The organism is Brevibacterium sp. (assembly GCF_052105255.1).
GTDB lineage: Bacteria > Actinomycetota > Actinomycetes > Actinomycetales > Brevibacteriaceae > Brevibacterium > Brevibacterium linens_B.
The window spans coordinates 21,208-37,545 of sequence record NZ_JBQDYQ010000013.1; the positions used below are offsets into that span (position 1 = coordinate 21,208).

Consider the following 16,338-nt stretch of genomic DNA (forward strand, 5'->3'; position numbering starts at 1 on the left):
AGACATGGTGGGACGAAGAGCAGGTTTTCGCAAGACGATCGCAGCGGGCGCAGCTGTACTCGCCTTGACTGTCGGCTTGTCCGGGTGTTTCGGGCCGGACCTCAGCGACCGCGCACATGACATCGGCGGGGTCCTGTCGACGAAACCGGGGGTCGAAGATGTCAGAACTGTTTACCAGAACGGCTTCGATTCGGGTCGGTTGCTGGCACACACCGTCACGATGTCCACCGATGCGACTCACAATCAGGCTGTCGAGGTCGCCGCCACGTTCGATCAGGAGACTGGCAGCGAATTCGATCGCTATGACCAAGAGCTCACGCTCGTGATTTCGCACCAGGTCATCGAGATGCGAGACTCCACGAGCAGCGACATCATGGAGGAGCGAACACCGCATCTTCTTGCGCTCGCGTCAGAACTGTCCGCCGACCGAATCGAGTGGGATCAACAGTCCGAGCAGAACCCCTTTGACGATTCGCTGCGCCTGACGGCTGTGCAGAGTGGCCCCTTCAGGACACTCAGTGTGGTGCGGGCAGAACTCGGCTCCGAGAGCTTTGAGCTGAGAACAAAGGCTCCATCCCGGGCTGAGTGGATGGTGGCCTTCCCGTACTCGGAACAGGCGCAGAATCGTCTGGAGACGGCAATCAGTCCGATTCTCGGCCAGACCGATGAGATCAGGATCGAAGACGACCAGGTGTCGAGCTACCGCGTTGAAGTCCATGACGGGCCGGCAGCGGTCGGTCAGCTGAGAGAGAAGATCGAACGCATCGATACTGTCAACCCTCAGCCCTGGGATTTCCACTGGAATCTCACCACGGGCCCGAACAGTCAGTGGAATCCAGGATGGGTCAATGTGGGCGGATGCGACTATGGTGAGGAGCCAGACTCGCAGGCCACCTCTTCCGCGCAGACTCTTGAGGATCAGCTGCGAGCACTGTACGACACGTGCCAGTGATCGTCAGTGGCGGTCCTGACAGACAGCGGCTGACCTGCCTTCAGCTTCGCCCCTCGTCCTGTGCGCGCCTCTTGCCGGTGGACTCCGCGGCGGCGATCTGGGCCTTGTCTGCACTGCACCGATCACCGTCACGGTGATCCCACTGACGGAGGTTTCCGACCCCGTCTTCGCGCAGGCGTTCGTCGGTCACGGTGGGGCCATCGACATCGTCCATCTGTGAGGCGCAGGCTTCACTCCACGAAGAGGGTGTGCACCTCACCCGTATGTTCGCGACCACCGAGTTCGCTCAGTTCGAGGACCACTGCCGAGCCGATGACTTCGGCGTCGAGGTCGGCGACGAGGGACTGAGCAGCTGTGAGCGTCCCGCCGGTGGCGAGGATGTCATCGATGAGGAGGACGCGCTCGCCCTTCGTCAGGACATCGGGGCCTTCGATCGTGGCGGTGCCGTATTCGAGGGTGTAGGACACGGCGGCAGCCGGGCGGGGGAGTTTGCCGGCCTTGCGGATCGGCAGGATTCCGACTCCCGTCATCGCGGAGATGGCACCGGCGAAGAGGAAGCCGCGGGCCTCGAGCCCGCCGACGATATCGAACTGACCTGCGAACGGTTCGATGAGCGCCTCGGTGACAGCCCGCATCGCCGGGCCATCGGCGAGCAGCGGAGAGATGTCGCGGAAGATCACTCCCGGTTCGGGGTAGTCGGGAATCGAGGTGATGAGGCTCTGGGCGCGGGCGAGATCGGATTGAGTCACGGCACAACGATACTCGGTGGCGCCATTGTGCCCTCAGCGCGGATCGGCACAATGGGAGGTACCGAAGACCGCCGTCGATCGGAGGAGCAATGACATCGGAAGCGACGCACGATCGAATCGCCGAGGCGTTCGCCCGTGTTCCGCGCGAACCGTTCCTGCCGGTGGCGGAACGACAGAACGCCTCCGACAATGTGCCCCTGCCGATCGGGCACGGACAGACGAATTCGCAGCCGAGCACCGTCGCGGACATGCTCCGACTGCTCGATCCGCAGCCGGGTGAGACCGTCCTCGACCTCGGATCAGGCTCCGGGTGGTCCTCGATGCTGCTCGCCGTCCTCGTCGGTCCGGCCGGGCGGGTGCTCGGGGTCGAACGCCATCCCGAGCTCGTCGAAACCTCGCGGGCGGCCATCGACGCCGTCACTGCCGATTCCGCAGACCGGGAGGCCCTCGCCGAGGTGGCCATCCACGCAGCCGTTCCGGGTGCCCTCGGTCTCCCGGCCGAGGCCCCGTTCGACCGGATTCTCGTCTCCGCCGGGGCGGAATCCCTGCCCGCCGAGCTCGTCGATCAGCTGGCCCTCGGCGCCACCATGGTCATTCCCGTCGCAGGGGAGATGCTCCGAATCATCCGTGACGGGCCCGGTGCCGACGAGCTGACGATCACTCGTCACGGGTGGTATCGGTTCGTGCCGCTGATCAGCGAGTGACCTCACACGAGGGAGTCGCGCCAGGCCTGGTGCAATTGGGCGAACTTGCCCGTCCCGGAGATGAGTTCGTCCGGCGTGCCGTCCTCGATGATCCGACCGGATTCCATGACGAGCACGCGATCGGCGATCTCGACAGTGGACAGGCGGTGGGCGATGATGATCGCGGTCCTGCCCTCGAGCACCGTGGCCAGAGCGTTCTGCACCAGCCGCTCGGACGGAATGTCGAGGTGAGCGGTCGCCTCATCGAGGACGACGACATCCGGATCGGCGAGGAACACCCGGGCAAAGGACACGAGCTGACGCTGTCCCGAACTCAACCGGCCGCCGCGCTTCTTCACATCCGTGGCATATCCCTCGGGCAGTCGACGGATGTACGCATCCAAGCCGACGGCGGTCGCGGCCGCCACGACTGCCTCGTCGCTGGCACCAGGATTGCCGATGCGGATGTTGTCGGCGATCGTGCCGGCGAAGAGGAACGACTCCTGGGTGACCATGACGACCGACGACCGCAGCTGTCCGTCATCGAGGTCACGCAGATCCACCTCGTCGAGGGTGATCCGACCGACGCTGGGGTCATAGAACCGGGTGACGAGCTTGACCAGGGTCGACTTGCCCGCGCCGGTGGCGCCGACGAGCGCGACGATCTGCCCTGCCGGGATGTGCAGATCGAAGCGGGGGAGGACATCGGGTCCGTCGGCGTAGGCGAAGCGGACGCCGTCGAGATCGAGGGAACGTCCAGTGGCGGGTCGTGTGGGTGCGGCGTCATTGTCCGCAGGCGGTGCGCCACCGCTCGCGTGCGCAGGCAGAGCCTTCGGCTGGGTCGGTTCGACCACCTCGGGGTCGGTGTCGAGGACCGCCGCGATCTTCTCCAACGCCGCCGAGGCGGACTGGTAGAGATTGAACGCCTGGACGAGTTCGTCGAGCGGGCCGTAGAAACGGCGCAGGTAGAGGATGAACGCGGCGAGCACGCCGATCTGCGTCCATCCTTCGATGACGAGCCACGCACCGACGACGATGATGACCGTCTGGGTGATGTTGCCGATCAGCCGCGTCCATCCGGCGAACCAGGCCACCCCACGCAGGGCATCGGTGTTCGCATCTCGATACCGCGCATCCTGATCGCTCAGCGTCCCGCGCCGCTCGGGCTGACGGCGGTACGCCTGCACGGCGCGGATGCCGCCCATCGTCTCGACGAAGTGGACGATGACCTTCGCGATCGACGTCCGCGTCCGCCGGTAGGCGCTGCGCTGAGTCGAATGCGCGGCCTTCGTGATGAAGAACAGCGGCACGAAACCGGCGAAGACGACGATCGCCAAGGGCACATCGAGGACGACGAGCGTGACGGCGATGAACAGCATCTGCAGCACCGCCAGCGCCGTCTCGAACAGGGAATACGACAGGAACTGCTGCACCGATTCCATGTCCGAGGTCTGCCGGGACACGAGCCGACCCGAGGTCGACTTCTCGTGATAGCCCAGGTCAAGACGCTGCACATGAGTGAACATCCGCTCGCGCAGAGTGAAGAGGATCTTCTGTGCAGTGATCCCGACGAGCCTGGTCGAGGTGAACGCCAGAATCGCCGAGGCGACCGCGGAGACCACGAAGAACGTGACCGCCCGGATGAGCGGACCCATGTCTCCGTCGATGGCGGCGGGCACGCCCTGATCGAGGGCATCGGCGATGAACACCGGCCCGATGACCATGAGGGCCGCGGTGAGGACGACGATGACGGCGAGGAAGATGATCATGGCCGAATGCGGCCTGACCAGCGACATCAGCAGGGCGCGGGCCTTCTTCGCGATATCGGGCGGAAGCGACTCGATCTCGTCGTCGCTGTCGAGACGGGGCATGCTCATGGTGTCCCTCCTTCCGTCGCCGAGGCGGCCGCCCCCGGATGCGTGTGCGCCGCGGTGTTCGCGCTCGCCCCCATGAGTTCGCGGTAGAGCTTCGAGGACTCGAGCAGCTGTTCGTGGGTGCCCAGCGCCGCGATCCGGCCCTCGTCGAGCACAGCCACCACATCGGCCAGCGCCGCAGTGGAGGGGCGGTGGGCGATGATGAGAGTCGTCGAATCCGGCAGGATCTCCCGCAGGGCCCGCTGCACCCGATCCTCGGTGTCGACGTCGACGGCCGAGAGCGGGTCGTCGAGGACGAGGATGCGCGGACGGCCGATGACAGCGCGAGCCAGGGCGAGGCGCTGACGCTGACCGCCGGACAGCGACAGACCCTGTTCGCCGACCTGCGTATCCAGTCCCTCGGGCAGGCGGGAGACGAAATCCTTCGCCGCCGCGATCTCGAGGGCCTCCCAGATCTCCGCCTCGCTCGCCCCCGGGGCGCCCATCTCGACGTTCTCGGCAACCGAGGTCGAGAACAGGATCGGATCCTCGAAGGACACGGACACGAGGTGGCGCAGCTCGTTGACCGGCATGTCCCGGATGTCGACCTCGTCGATGCTCACCGTGCCGGCGGAGACATCCTGGAGCCGGGGCACCAGCGATGCCAGCGTCGTCTTGCCCGAGCCCGTCGCCCCGACGAGGGCGAGGGTCTGACCGGGTTCGATGGTGAGATCGAGGCCCCGCAGGGTCAGCCGCTCCGTATCGGCGAAATGGAAATCGACATCGTCGAAGCGCAGCCTCCCGCGGTAGCGGCCGACTTCGGGGGCATCGTCGACACCGCCGTCGGTATCGGTGATGTCATGGCGGATGTCGATGACCTCCCAATACCGACCGGCGGCGGTCAGCGCCATGAGCGCATCGGCGAGCAGGAAGCCGAGCATCTCGATAGGCATCCGCAGCACCATCGAGATCGTCACCGCCGCCACGACCGTGCCGAGCGTCGTCCAGCCTTCGATGACACCCCAGGTGCCCACGGCGACGATCGCCGCCTGAGCCAGGGTCGGCAACAGCAGGAGCACGCTCCACAGCCACGAGTCGAGCTTCGCTTTGCGGACCTCCAGCGACTTCAGCCGAGTGGAGATCTCGGCGAAGCGCTCGACTGCCCAGGGGGAGCGTCCGAACGACTTGAGGATGCGGATGCCCTGGATGGACTCCTCGACGTCGGTGGTCAGTTCGCCCATGGTGTCCTGCGACCGACGGGAGGTCTCCCGATAGTGCTTCTCGAACACGGCGACCGCGATGATCGCCGGCACCGCCATGATGATCATGATCAGACCGAACACCGGCTGCATGATCATCAGCATCACCGTGCCGACGGCGAGCACGATCGGTGTGGACAGGAGAAAGGGCAGCCCGAACGCGAAGAAGCGACGCAGCTGGGACAGATCATTCACCGCGCGCGAGAGCAGCTGGCCGGACTCCCAGGAATCATGGATCGCCACCGAGGTGTACTGTAGACGATCGAACAGACGCGCACGCCACGTCACCTCCCAGGCCGAGACGACGGGAGCGACGACCATGCGCCGTGCCCACATCCCGACAGCCTCGGCGATGCCGATGAGCAGCACTCCGAGGACCGGCAGCCACAGGGCGGACAGGTCTCGGTGGGCGATGGGGCCGTCGACGATGTGGCCGGTGATCACCGGGACGATGAGCTGGATTCCGTTGGCCAGGAGAGTGAGGACGAGTACGAGGACGTACACGCCGATGCGGGAGCGGAGATCAGGCCAGAAACGGAGGAGGGGGCGCACGAGAATCCAGCCTAGTCGCAGACTGTGACCTATTCCACGAATCCGGCAAACGGACTTCCCGTTTCTCTGTGCGCTGAATCTCAACGGGTGCGCTGACTATCGCTGTCCGACCGACTGCCGGTGGGAAGGTGTCGACGCAGCGCCGCCTCGACGAATCTCGCATGTCAACCATTTCAAGTCTCGAATTTTGGGACGAACGATTGCGAGGTTTGACACCCTCGAGTGCTGCGGGGAACTATTGAGGCATGACTCACCTTCTTGTCGTCGTTATTACCCAGCGCGCGGATCTTCCGTAGCCTGTCGAGACGACACGTTCCGCGCGCCCCTACCGAATCCGGAGGGGCTTTTTTCATGCGGAGATGAGAAGGAAACCCAGGAAGGATAGGAATCGATGGCAGCCAAGCCCTCGACCGCGAAAGGCTCGGGCACTCAACCCGGATCCGCACCGGTCACAGCCACACCGTCCAGCATTCGCCGCAACACCGGGCCGGAGGTCCTCACCGGCGCACAGGCGATCGTCCGCAGCCTCGAGCAGCTCGAGGTCGACACGGTATTCGGGCTTCCCGGCGGCACCATCCTTCCCACCTACGACCCGCTGTTCGAGACGGACAAGATCCGTCACATCCTTGTCCGTCACGAGCAGGGCGCCGGCCACGCGGCCGAAGGCTATGCGGCCGCATCGGGCAAGCTCGGCGTGTGCATCGCCACCTCCGGCCCCGGCGCGACGAACCTCATCACGGCTCTGGCCGATGCGCACATGGACTCCGTGCCGATGCTCGCGATCACCGGTCAGCAGGCCTCGTCGCTGCTCGGCACGGACGCCTTCCAGGAAGCCGATATCGTCGGTATGACGATGCCGGTGACCAAGCACAGCTTCCTCGTCACCCGTGCCGAGGACATTCCGGCGGCGCTCGTCAACGCCCACCACATCGCGACCACCGGCCGTCCCGGCCCCGTGCTCGTCGACATCACCAAGGATGCGCAGACCGGCGCGGCCCCGTTCGTCTGGCCAGAAGAGCCGGTGCTTCCCGGCTACCGCCCGATCCTCAAGCCGCACGCCAAGCAGATCCGCGAGGCTGTACGCCTGATGTCCGAGGCTTCGCGCCCGGTGTTCTACATCGGCGGCGGAGTCATCCGCTCGGAGGCCGAGAAGGAGCTGCTGCGCCTGGCAGAGGCCACGAACATCCCCGTGGTCACCACGCTCATGGCGCGCGGAGCCTTCCCCGACTCGCATCAGCTGCACCTGGGCATGCCCGGAATGCACGGCAGCGTACCGGCGGTCACTGCCTTCCAGAAGGCCGATCTGCTCATCGCGATCGGTGCCCGCTTCGACGACCGCGTGACCGGCAAGCTCGACTCGTTCGCCCCGAACGCCCAGGTCATCCACGCCGATATCGACCCGGCCGAGATCGGCAAGAACCGCGAGGTCGATGTGGCCATCGTCGGCGATGCCCGCGAGGTGCTCTCCGAGATGCTCGCAGAGATGCGCAGCAAGTTCCCCAAGACCCTGGAGCGTCAGCGCGAACCGTGGTGGCGCTTCCTCAACCGTCTCAAGCAGACCTATCCGCTCGGCTACGAGACACACGGCGAACTGTGCGATCCGCAGTACGTCATCTCCCGCATCTCCGCGCTCACCGGCCCCGAGGCGGTCTATGCGGCGGGAGTGGGACAGCACCAGATGTGGGCGGCTCAGTTCATCGAATTCGAGCGCCCCAAGTCCTGGCTCAACTCCGGCGGACTCGGCACCATGGGCTACTCCGTGCCCGCGGCCATGGGTGCGAAGGTCGGCCAGCCCGACCGTGTGGTGTGGGCGATCGACGGAGACGGCTGCTTCCAGATGACGAATCAGGAACTGGCCACCTGCGCGCTCAACAACATCCCGATCAAGGTCGCGATCATCAACAACTCGTCGCTGGGCATGGTCCGCCAGTGGCAGACCCTGTTCTACGACGGCCGCTACTCGAACACCGACCTCAACACCGGCCACGAGACGATCCGGATCCCCGACTTCGCCAAACTGGCCGAAGCCTACGGCTGTGAGGCGATTCGCGTGGATCGCAACGAGGACGTCGACGCCGCGATCGAGAAGGCGCTGTCGATCAACGACCGACCGGTCGTCCTCGACTTCACGGTCCCACCGGATGCGATGGTGTGGCCGATGGTCGCGGCAGGCGTGTCGAACGACGAGATCGAATACGCCCGCGGCATCCGTCCCGAATTCGACGGAGAGGGCGAAGAGGAAGCCGAGGCCGCCATCGCCGAGGCCGCAGCGAACGAAGACGGCACGGTGCGTTCCGTGGCTCAGATCGAAGGAGGCCTGGAATGAACAACAGCCGACACACACTCTCTGTCCTCGTCGAGAACAAGCCCGGCGTGCTCACCCGGTTCACCGGGCTCATCGCCCGCCGCGGCTTCAACATCCACAGCCTCGCCGTCGGCGTCACCGAGCACGAAGAGCTCTCGCGGATCACCGTGGTCGTCGACGTCAACGATGTTCCCCTGGAGCAGGTGACGAAGCAGCTGAACAAGCTCGTCAACGTCATCAAGATCGTCGAGCTCGAACCCGAGTCCTCGGTGCGTCGCGCGCACATCATCTACAAGGTCAAGGCAAATGCTGCGACACGGCCGCAGGTCGCCTCGGCGGTGGAGATGTTCCGAGCGAAGATCGTCGACGTCGGACCTGATTCCCTGAGCATCGAAGCCACCGGTGAGCTCGGCAAGGTCGAAGCGCTGCGCGAGGTCCTCGAACCCTTCGGGATCAAGGAGATCGTGCAGTCGGGAACCGTGGCCATCGGCCGCGGAGCGAAGTCGATCACCGACCGTGCCCTGCGCAGCTGACGAACACTGCGCAGCTGACGAAGAATACGGAACCGCGCGGTCACGACCGACCGCGCGGCCGCCTCGGCGAAGATTTTCGCGTTCCAACTTGTGGAACTCTCGACATCTCAAAACGTGAGCAGCAATACCGAACTGTGAAACAATGGGGACATCACCCCGTAAGCATAAGGAGCTAGAACTATGGCAGCAGAACGCTATTACGACGACAATGCAGACCTGTCGATCATCCAGGGCAAGAAGGTCGCCGTCATCGGCTACGGCAGCCAGGGCCACGCCCACTCGCTGAGCCTGCGCGACTCCGGCGCTGAAGTCCGCATCGGCCTCAAGGAAGGCTCGCCCAGCCGCGACAAGGCCGCGGCCGAAGGCCTCGAGGTCGGAACCCCCGCCGAGGTGGCCGCATGGGCCGATGTCATCACCATCGCCGCACCCGACCAGGTTCAGGCCGAGATCTTCAACAACGAGATCAAGGATCAGCTGGCTCCCGGCAAGACCCTCGTGTTCATCCACGGCTTCAACATCCGCTACGACTACATCAAGGCTCCCGAGGGCGTCGACGTCATCATGGTCGCCCCGAAGGGACCGGGCCACGTGGTCCGTCGTGAGTTCGTCGACGGCCGCGGCGTGCCCGTGCTCGTCGCCGTCGAGGTCGACGCCTCCGGCAAGGCCTGGGACACCGTCCTGTCCTACGCCAAGGGCATCGGCGGCCTGCGCGCCGGCGGCATCAAGACCACCTTCACCGAGGAGACCGAGACCGACCTGTTCGGTGAGCAGACCGTGCTCTGCGGCGGTGTCTCGCACCTCGTCCAGTACGGTTTCGAGACCCTGACCGAGGCCGGCTACCAGCCCGAGATCGCCTACTTCGAGGTCCTCCACGAGCTCAAGCTCATCGTCGACCTCATGGTCGAAGGCGGCATCGCCAAGCAGCGTTGGTCCTGCTCCGACACCGCTGAGTACGGCGACTACGTCTCCGGCCCGCGGGTCATCACGTCCGAGGTGAAGGAGAACATGAAGGGCGTCCTCGACGACATCCAGAACGGAAAGTTCGCCGAGCGCTTCATGAACGACCAGAAGAACGGCGCACCGGAGTTCAAGGAGCTGCGCGCCAAGGAAGAGCAGCACCCGATCGAGTCCACCGGCCGCGAGCTGCGCAAGATGTTCGCATGGCTCAAGGACTCCGACGACGACTACACCGAGGGCACTGCCGCTCGCTGAGTCTGATCACTCGGTCCTGTACACAGGAGCCCCGGATGCCGCTCGGTGTCCGGGGCTCTTTCGCATTCACCTCGGCGATCCCATGGTGCCGTGCCGGCCGATTCCATCAGCGGTTGCGGAACTCGGGGGTCGCCCGACATCGATAGGGAAAATCCCCCGACGGCGGACCATGTGGACTACTGTGGATGTGTGACGAATTACAGATTCGAAGACTTCAAGCCGACCATCGACGCGTCCACCGGCGAACCGGATGAGCGCACGAAGGGCTATTTCGCCTCGACGAGCGTGGGCTTCCATGACCCTCGGTCGACCGATGCGGCCCTGCTCAACCGGGTCGAGCGGGCGATCGCCGATGGGCGCAATCTCACCGCCGTCTATGCCGATCAGGAGTTCGGGCACGGCCTCGACGCCTCGATCCCGGTGGCGACCTTCGCGTGGTTCGAGAAGCTCGTCAACGTCGGCGGGGGACGGCTGGTGCCCGGTCACCTCATCACCTGGATCACGGTGCGCCCGACCCATCGCCGGCGCGGTCTGCTGCGGTCGCTGATGACCACGGACCTCGCCGAGGCGAAGGCGAACGGCTACCCGTTCGCCGCACTGACCGCGACCGAAGGCGGAATCTACTCGCGCTTCGGCTTCGGTGTGGCCACCTGGCTGCGTTCGATCGAGGTCGACACCTCGCCCGGCTTCAAGATGGTGCGCGAACCCGATCGCCGCGTCGAGATGTGCCTGCCGAGCGAGCTGCGTGAACTGGCTCCGAAGATCTACGGCGAGTTCATGCGGACCTCACCCGGCGCCATGGAGCGTCAGCAGACCTACATCGAACGCGCCACGGGTGCACTCAACACCGAAACCGGCGAAGAGGATCGAGGCGTCCGCGCGGCCCTGCACTTCGACGAGCAGGGCGAGCCCGACGGCTATGTCTCCTACAAGTTCGCCGGCTGGTCGAAGACCCCGCCGACCGTCGACATCATCGACTTCGTGGCCGCCACCGATGCGGCCTACGCCTCGCTGTGGTCGTTCCTCGCCGCCATCGACCTGTCGACCCGAGTGACCTTCGGCGAGTCCGCCGAATACTCCCCGCTGCCGTGGCTGCTCACCGATTCCAGGCGTGTGAAGACCGTTGCGAGCGAGGACAACATCTGGATCCGCATCCTCGACGTCAAGGCCGCGCTCGAGGCCCGGCCCTGGTACGTGCCCGGGACACTGACGATCGACATCGACGATTCGCTCGACCTCGCCGGTGGACGCTTCACGATCACCTCGGACGGTGAGAACGCCGAGGTGACCCCCGCCTCCGATTCGACACCGGCTGACCTCGGGCTCGGCATCGCCGAGCTCGGGTCCCTCTACCTCGGCGGCGCCGATCCCGTCATCCTCGCCCGGGCGGGACGCATCGACGAGCAGACGCCGGGATCCGCTGTGCTGGCCAGCGCCATGTTCAGCCTGGGCCGGGCGCCGTATTCGCCGAACGGGTTCTGAGCGCGCCACGGATTCTGAGCGTGCAGCACTGTCTGTTGAGCGATTGTTCCCAGAATCTGAGACCTTGTGAAGGATTCCTGAAAGTCTCATAAGGTGGACGCGTCCCGGACGCAACAGGAGGAAATCAGTGCCCAAGCCCGTCGTGCTCATCGCCGAAGAACTGTCACCGGCCACCATCGAAGCTCTCGGAGGAGACTTCGAGATCCGTCACACCGAGGGCGCCGACCGATCCCAGCTCCTGCCCGCCATCGCGGACGCCGATGCGATCCTCGTCCGGTCGGCCACGCAGGTCGACGCCGAAGCCATCAACGCTGCGAACAACCTCAAGGTCATCGCCCGTGCCGGAGTCGGACTCGACAATGTCGATGTGCCCGCAGCCACCTCGGCGGGTGTCATGGTCGTCAACGCTCCCACGTCGAACATCATCTCCGCAGCCGAGCTGACGATGGCCCACATTCTGGGATCCGCGCGGTACTTCGGCGCCGGCAACACCTCGCTGAAGGCGGGGGAGTGGAACCGGAAGAAGTACACCGGCGTCGAACTCTACGAGAAGACTCTGGGTATCGTCGGCCTCGGCCGCATCGGCGGACTCGTCGCCGAGCGCGCGAAGGCCTTCGGCATGCGTCTGGTCGGCTACGACCCCTACATCACTCAGGCTCGTGCGGCTCAGATGGGCGTCGAGGTCCTCGACCTGCCCGGCCTGCTCGCCGTGTCCGACTTCGTCACCGTGCACATGCCCAAGACGCCGGAGACGGTCGGCATGATCAGCACCGAGGAGCTCAAAGCCGCCAAGCCCGGCGCCCGGTTCATCAACGTCGCCCGCGGCGGCATCATCGACGAGGCGGCCCTGGCCGAGGCCGTGGCCAAGGGTGAGGTCGGCGGCGCCGGAATCGACGTCTGGAACGTCGAGCCGCCGGAGCACTCGGCGCTCATGGATCTCGACGCCGTCAACGTCACCCCGCATCTGGGCGCCTCGACTCATGAGGCCCAGGAGAAGGCCGGCGTCGCCGTGGCGAAGTCCGTGCGCAAGGCTCTGGCAGGGGAACTCGTCCCCGACGCGGTCAATGTCGCAGGCGGTGCCATCCACGAGGATGTGCGTCCGGGCATTCCCCTGGCCGAGCGTCTGGGCCGGGTCGTCAACGCGCTGGCCGACTCCTCGGTCACGCACTTCAAGGTCGAGGTCAACGGCGAGATCGCCGACAAGGACGTCTCCGTCCTCAAGCTCTCCGCGCTCAAGGGCCTGTTCAAGGACGTCGTGTCCGACCAGGTCTCCTATGTCAACGCTCCGCTGCTGGCCGAAGAGCGTGGAATCGGCGTCGAACTCGTCACGGATCCGTATTGCGAATCGTTCCGCAACATCACTCGTCTGACCGCGACGACGAGCACCGGGCAGCGCATCTCGGTGTCGGGCACCGTGACCGGTCCGAAGCTCGTGCAGAAGCTCACCGAGGTCGACGGCTACTCGCTGGAGATCGAGCTGACGGACAACCTGCTCATCTTCCGCTACGAGGATCGTCCGGGAATCATCGGTCAGCTGGGTCTGGCACTCGGCGCGAACAACGTCAACATCGCCGGAATGCAGGTCTCGCCCGCGTCGACGAGCAACGAGGCGCTGTCCGTCCTGGCCGTGGACTCGGTCGTCTCGGACGAGGTCGTCAAGGCTGTGGCCGGTGCCGTGAACGCCTCGGCCTTCACCGGCGTCTCACTCCAGGAGGACTGAGACCCTCACGCCGGAGGACCCGTTCACCCCGCAAGCCAGAGAGCGAAGCGGGGTGAGCGGGTCCTCTGTGCTGTCAGGGTCCAGAACTCGTCGACGAGAACGGCGACGGCGATGCCGATGAAGGCGCCGGCGATCGTGTCGGTGAGCCAGTGGACCTGGAGCGCGGTCCGCGACCACATCATGGCGAGGATCCAGACGGCGGCGAGGAGGAATGACCAGCAGAAGCCCATCCTCGGTGCCTGAGCTTCTGCTGCCTGGGCGACTGATCCGCGCAGCTGATGGCGGCGGCAGGCGATGATCGCCAGGCTCATGGCCAGTGCGGCAGCGCCCATCGAATGTCCCGAAGGGTAGGAGAAGCCCAAGGATTCGTAGAGCTGATCGCCGGGGCGCAGGCGGGTGACGACGGCCTTGAGGATCTCCGAGGCGGCGATGCCGGCGAGCATCGTCGTGACGAGGACGATCGCCGAGCGCAGGCGTCTGCGCAGGATGAAGAAGCCCGTGAGCAGCGTGGTGCAGATGACCACACCGGTCCCGCCGCCGACCTCGGCGAGGACGACGGCGATCCAGTACGGCACCGAGCCCTCAGTGAGGCCGACGAGCTCCAGCCAGGCCTGATCGATCGGGGTGGGTCCGATGCGTTCGAGGTGCAGCCACAGTCCGAAGGCGATGATGAACAGGACGGCGGGCAGTGTTGCCCACAGCAGCCAGGACGGCTGTCGACTCAAGCGTTCCAGAGGCCGTAGGTGTCAGCCAGGGACGCGATCTTCTTCGCACGGGCCAGGCGGGGCAGGTAGGAGCCGTCGGTGATCTCGGATCCGCCTTCGGCGGCTTCGAGCATCTGGCGGGCCCAATCGCGTTCGTCCTCGCTCGGGCTCATTGCCTCGTTGAGGGTGTTGACCTGGTCGACGGTGAGCACGAGCTTTCCGGTCATGCCCATCATGTGAGTGACCTCGGCATCGGCCCAGACCTTCTCATCATCGGCATCGGCGGCCGACGGTCCGTCGATGGGACCGGGCAGTCCGCCCATGCGGGAGGCGATCGTCAGGCGCGAACGGGCGTAGGCCAGGGCCATCGGATCGCCGGAGAAGCCCGTGTCCTTGCGGAAGTCGTTCGTGCCGAAGGCCAGGCGGAAGGTGCCGGGCGCCTCGGCGATCTTCGTGGCGTTCTCCACTCCACGCGCCGATTCGAGAAGTGCGATGACCGGCAGACCCGCCTTCGCCCGCATCGCGGTATAGGAGACCTGCTCGGGCCGTTCGGTCTCCGGGAGCATGACTCCGCGCAGACCGGGCAGCATGGCGATCGCGGCGAGGTCATCGTCCCAGAATTCGGATTCCATCTTGTTGATGCGCACCCAGGCCGACATTCCGTTCTTCAGTGCGCGCACGACATTGTCACGTGCCGCAAGCTTCTTGTCGTCGGCGACGGACGCTTCGAGGTCGAAGATGACGGAGTCCGCTTCCGACGTCTGCGCGGGAGTGAAGATCTCCTCCTTCGCAGCGTTGACGAGCAGCCAGGACCGGGAGAGTTTGGCGGGCAAGGCTGCGGCACGGGCGTTGCGGATGGTCTCGGTCAATGATCGACTTTCTCTCGGGGCTGTTTTAGCGTGGCCCCCACGGGGTTTGGGGTGCTGTATCCATCTTCGTCCCTGCGGCGCCGGATGTGTAGCCGAAAACAGGGTTTGAGACGTGAAATTGTTCATGACCGCACACGGATCGCGGGGTCTGCCACGGGGACGGCAGGCGCGGCCCGTTGGGGCAGGGGCCGTTTTCGGGTGGCTGACGTCGCTTCGCCGCCGTGCCCGTGAGCGCCGCTGACGATGGTTCACATTGTAAGACGCCGTAGTTGCATCGTGAGATGCGGTCGTATTCTGTGAGCATGAAGTTCTCAATCGCAGTCATGCCCGGAGATGGAATCGGCAACGAGGTCGTCCCCGAAGGCCTCAAAGTCCTCCGCCGCGCCATCGAGGTGTCAGGCGAGCCCGTCGAGCTCGAGCTCACAGACTACAAGGTCGGCGCCCAGCGCTTCCACGAAACCGGTGAGACGCTCACCGACGACGAGCTCGAGTCGCTGCGTGGACATGATGCCATCTTCTTCGGCGCCTGCGGGGATCCGTCCGTGCCCTCCGGAGTGCTCGAGCGCGGAGTGATCCTCAAGATGCGCTTCGGGCTGGGGCATGCAGTGAACCTGCGTCCCTCGAAGCTGTTCTCCGGAGTGACCAGCCCGCTGGCCGATCCCGGAAAGATCGACTTCGTCGTCGTCCGCGAGGGCACCGAGGGCTCGTACACCGGATCCGGCGGATCGGTGCGCACGGACACCCCGCAGGAGGTCGCGACCGAGGTCTCGGTCAACACCTGGTACGGCGTCGAGCGTGCGGTCCGCGACGCCTTCGCCCGGGCTCAGGCGCGGAACAAGAAGCTCACCTACGTGCACAAGCACAATGTCATGGTCCATGCTGGTCACCTGTGGCGTCGCGTGGTCGAGAAGGTCGGGCAGGAATTCCCCGAGGTGGCCGTCAACTACGAGCACACGGATGCGTGCACGATCTACATGGTCACGAATCCCGAGCGCTACGACGTCATCGTCACCGACAACCTTTTCGGGGACATCCTCACCGACCTCGCAGCCGCGGTCACCGGCGGAATCGGTCTGGCCGCCTCGGGGAACCTCAATGTCGAAGGGACGGCGCCGAGCCTGTTCGAACCGATCCACGGTTCGGCTCCGGACATCGCCGGCCAGCAGATCGCGGACCCGACCGCGTCGATCCTCTCGGGGGCGCTCATGGCCTCCCACCTGGGACTCGAGACCGTGGCCAAGGCGATCGAGACGGCCGTCGAAGCCGACCTCGCCGAGCGCGACGGAACGAAGCGGTCCACCTCCGAGGTGGGCGACGCGATTGCGGCACGCCTCGGCTGACCGGAAGCCGCGGTCGGCATGGTCGACCGCCTCGGCGAGGGGCGGATGGGTGACGATGGGGTCACCTCTGCGAGGATGAACCCAACCGAGCGACACCCGATTTCAGGATTGACGACATCACCCCG

General features: G+C 65.4%; 14 protein-coding genes. 8 read left to right on the forward strand and 6 right to left on the reverse strand.

Annotated features, from left to right (window positions below):
* Window positions 1-220 precede the first annotated feature (220 nt).
* Window positions 221-952: a hypothetical protein gene (locus ACTIIH_RS05855; RefSeq protein WP_145997913.1), complete on the forward strand. Its 732-nt coding sequence runs from the start codon at window positions 221-223 to the stop codon at window positions 950-952.
* A 40-nt stretch (window positions 953-992) separates the two neighbouring features.
* On the opposite strand, the gene ACTIIH_RS05860 is transcribed toward ACTIIH_RS05855, so the two are convergent.
* Window positions 993-1,166, reverse strand: coding sequence for a hypothetical protein (locus ACTIIH_RS05860; RefSeq protein ID WP_170286848.1), 174 nt, complete (start codon window positions 1,164-1,166; stop codon window positions 993-995).
* Between the two features lie 16 nt (window positions 1,167-1,182).
* On the reverse strand, window positions 1,183-1,701 hold the full coding sequence (locus ACTIIH_RS05865; protein WP_127364631.1) for an adenine phosphoribosyltransferase: 519 nt from the start codon (window positions 1,699-1,701) through the stop codon (window positions 1,183-1,185).
* A gap of 89 nt (window positions 1,702-1,790) precedes the next feature.
* Here ACTIIH_RS05865 and ACTIIH_RS05870 point away from each other — a divergent pair, with 89 nt between their 5' ends.
* Window positions 1,791-2,405, forward strand: a complete 615-nt coding sequence (locus ACTIIH_RS05870; RefSeq protein ID WP_441451086.1) for a protein-L-isoaspartate O-methyltransferase family protein — start codon at window positions 1,791-1,793, stop codon at window positions 2,403-2,405.
* 2 nt (window positions 2,406-2,407) lie between these two features.
* Here ACTIIH_RS05870 and ACTIIH_RS05875 read toward each other — a convergent pair whose 3' ends face one another.
* A complete protein-coding gene (locus ACTIIH_RS05875) occupies window positions 2,408-4,261 on the reverse strand; it encodes an ABC transporter ATP-binding protein (RefSeq protein ID WP_441451088.1) in 1,854 nt (617 codons plus the stop codon).
* Window positions 4,258-6,048, reverse strand: a complete 1,791-nt coding sequence (locus ACTIIH_RS05880; RefSeq protein WP_441451090.1) for an ABC transporter ATP-binding protein — start codon at window positions 6,046-6,048, stop codon at window positions 4,258-4,260. The genes ACTIIH_RS05875 and ACTIIH_RS05880 overlap by 4 nt, the downstream gene beginning before the upstream one ends.
* 391 nt (window positions 6,049-6,439) lie before the next feature.
* Between ACTIIH_RS05880 and ACTIIH_RS05885 the strand changes: the two genes are divergently transcribed.
* From ACTIIH_RS05885 to serA, 5 genes are all read left to right on the forward strand, one after another.
* Window positions 6,440-8,374 carry an acetolactate synthase large subunit gene (locus tag ACTIIH_RS05885; protein ID WP_441451092.1) on the forward strand — a complete coding sequence of 645 codons (1,935 nt, stop codon included), beginning with the start codon at window positions 6,440-6,442 and terminating at the stop codon, window positions 8,372-8,374.
* Window positions 8,371-8,886, forward strand: a complete 516-nt coding sequence (gene ilvN, locus ACTIIH_RS05890; RefSeq protein WP_441451094.1) for an acetolactate synthase small subunit — start codon at window positions 8,371-8,373, stop codon at window positions 8,884-8,886. Before ACTIIH_RS05885 ends, ilvN begins: the two co-directional genes overlap by 4 nt.
* A gap of 180 nt (window positions 8,887-9,066) precedes the next feature.
* The gene (gene ilvC, locus ACTIIH_RS05895) at window positions 9,067-10,098 is read left to right on the forward strand and encodes a ketol-acid reductoisomerase (protein ID WP_101553625.1); all 1,032 of its coding nucleotides are present in this window, start codon (window positions 9,067-9,069) and stop codon (window positions 10,096-10,098) included.
* Between the two features lie 189 nt (window positions 10,099-10,287).
* Window positions 10,288-11,580 carry a GNAT family N-acetyltransferase gene (locus ACTIIH_RS05900; RefSeq protein WP_025779415.1) on the forward strand — a complete coding sequence of 431 codons (1,293 nt, stop codon included), beginning with the start codon at window positions 10,288-10,290 and terminating at the stop codon, window positions 11,578-11,580.
* 127 nt (window positions 11,581-11,707) lie between these two features.
* Window positions 11,708-13,300, forward strand: coding sequence for a phosphoglycerate dehydrogenase (gene serA, locus ACTIIH_RS05905; RefSeq protein ID WP_101553626.1), 1,593 nt, complete (start codon window positions 11,708-11,710; stop codon window positions 13,298-13,300).
* Between the two features lie 23 nt (window positions 13,301-13,323).
* Here the strand turns inward: serA and ACTIIH_RS05910 are convergent, their stop codons facing one another.
* Together ACTIIH_RS05910 and ACTIIH_RS05915 are read right to left on the reverse strand one after the other, a co-directional pair.
* On the reverse strand, window positions 13,324-14,025 hold the full coding sequence (locus tag ACTIIH_RS05910; RefSeq protein ID WP_101553627.1) for a phosphatase PAP2 family protein: 702 nt from the start codon (window positions 14,023-14,025) through the stop codon (window positions 13,324-13,326).
* On the reverse strand, window positions 14,022-14,873 hold the full coding sequence (locus ACTIIH_RS05915; RefSeq protein ID WP_025779420.1) for an HpcH/HpaI aldolase/citrate lyase family protein: 852 nt from the start codon (window positions 14,871-14,873) through the stop codon (window positions 14,022-14,024). Before ACTIIH_RS05915 ends, ACTIIH_RS05910 begins: the two co-directional genes overlap by 4 nt.
* Before the next feature lie 302 nt (window positions 14,874-15,175).
* Between ACTIIH_RS05915 and ACTIIH_RS05920 the strand changes: the two genes are divergently transcribed.
* Window positions 15,176-16,213, forward strand: coding sequence for a 3-isopropylmalate dehydrogenase (locus ACTIIH_RS05920; protein WP_441451098.1), 1,038 nt, complete (start codon window positions 15,176-15,178; stop codon window positions 16,211-16,213).
* Window positions 16,214-16,338: the final 125 nt, after the last annotated feature.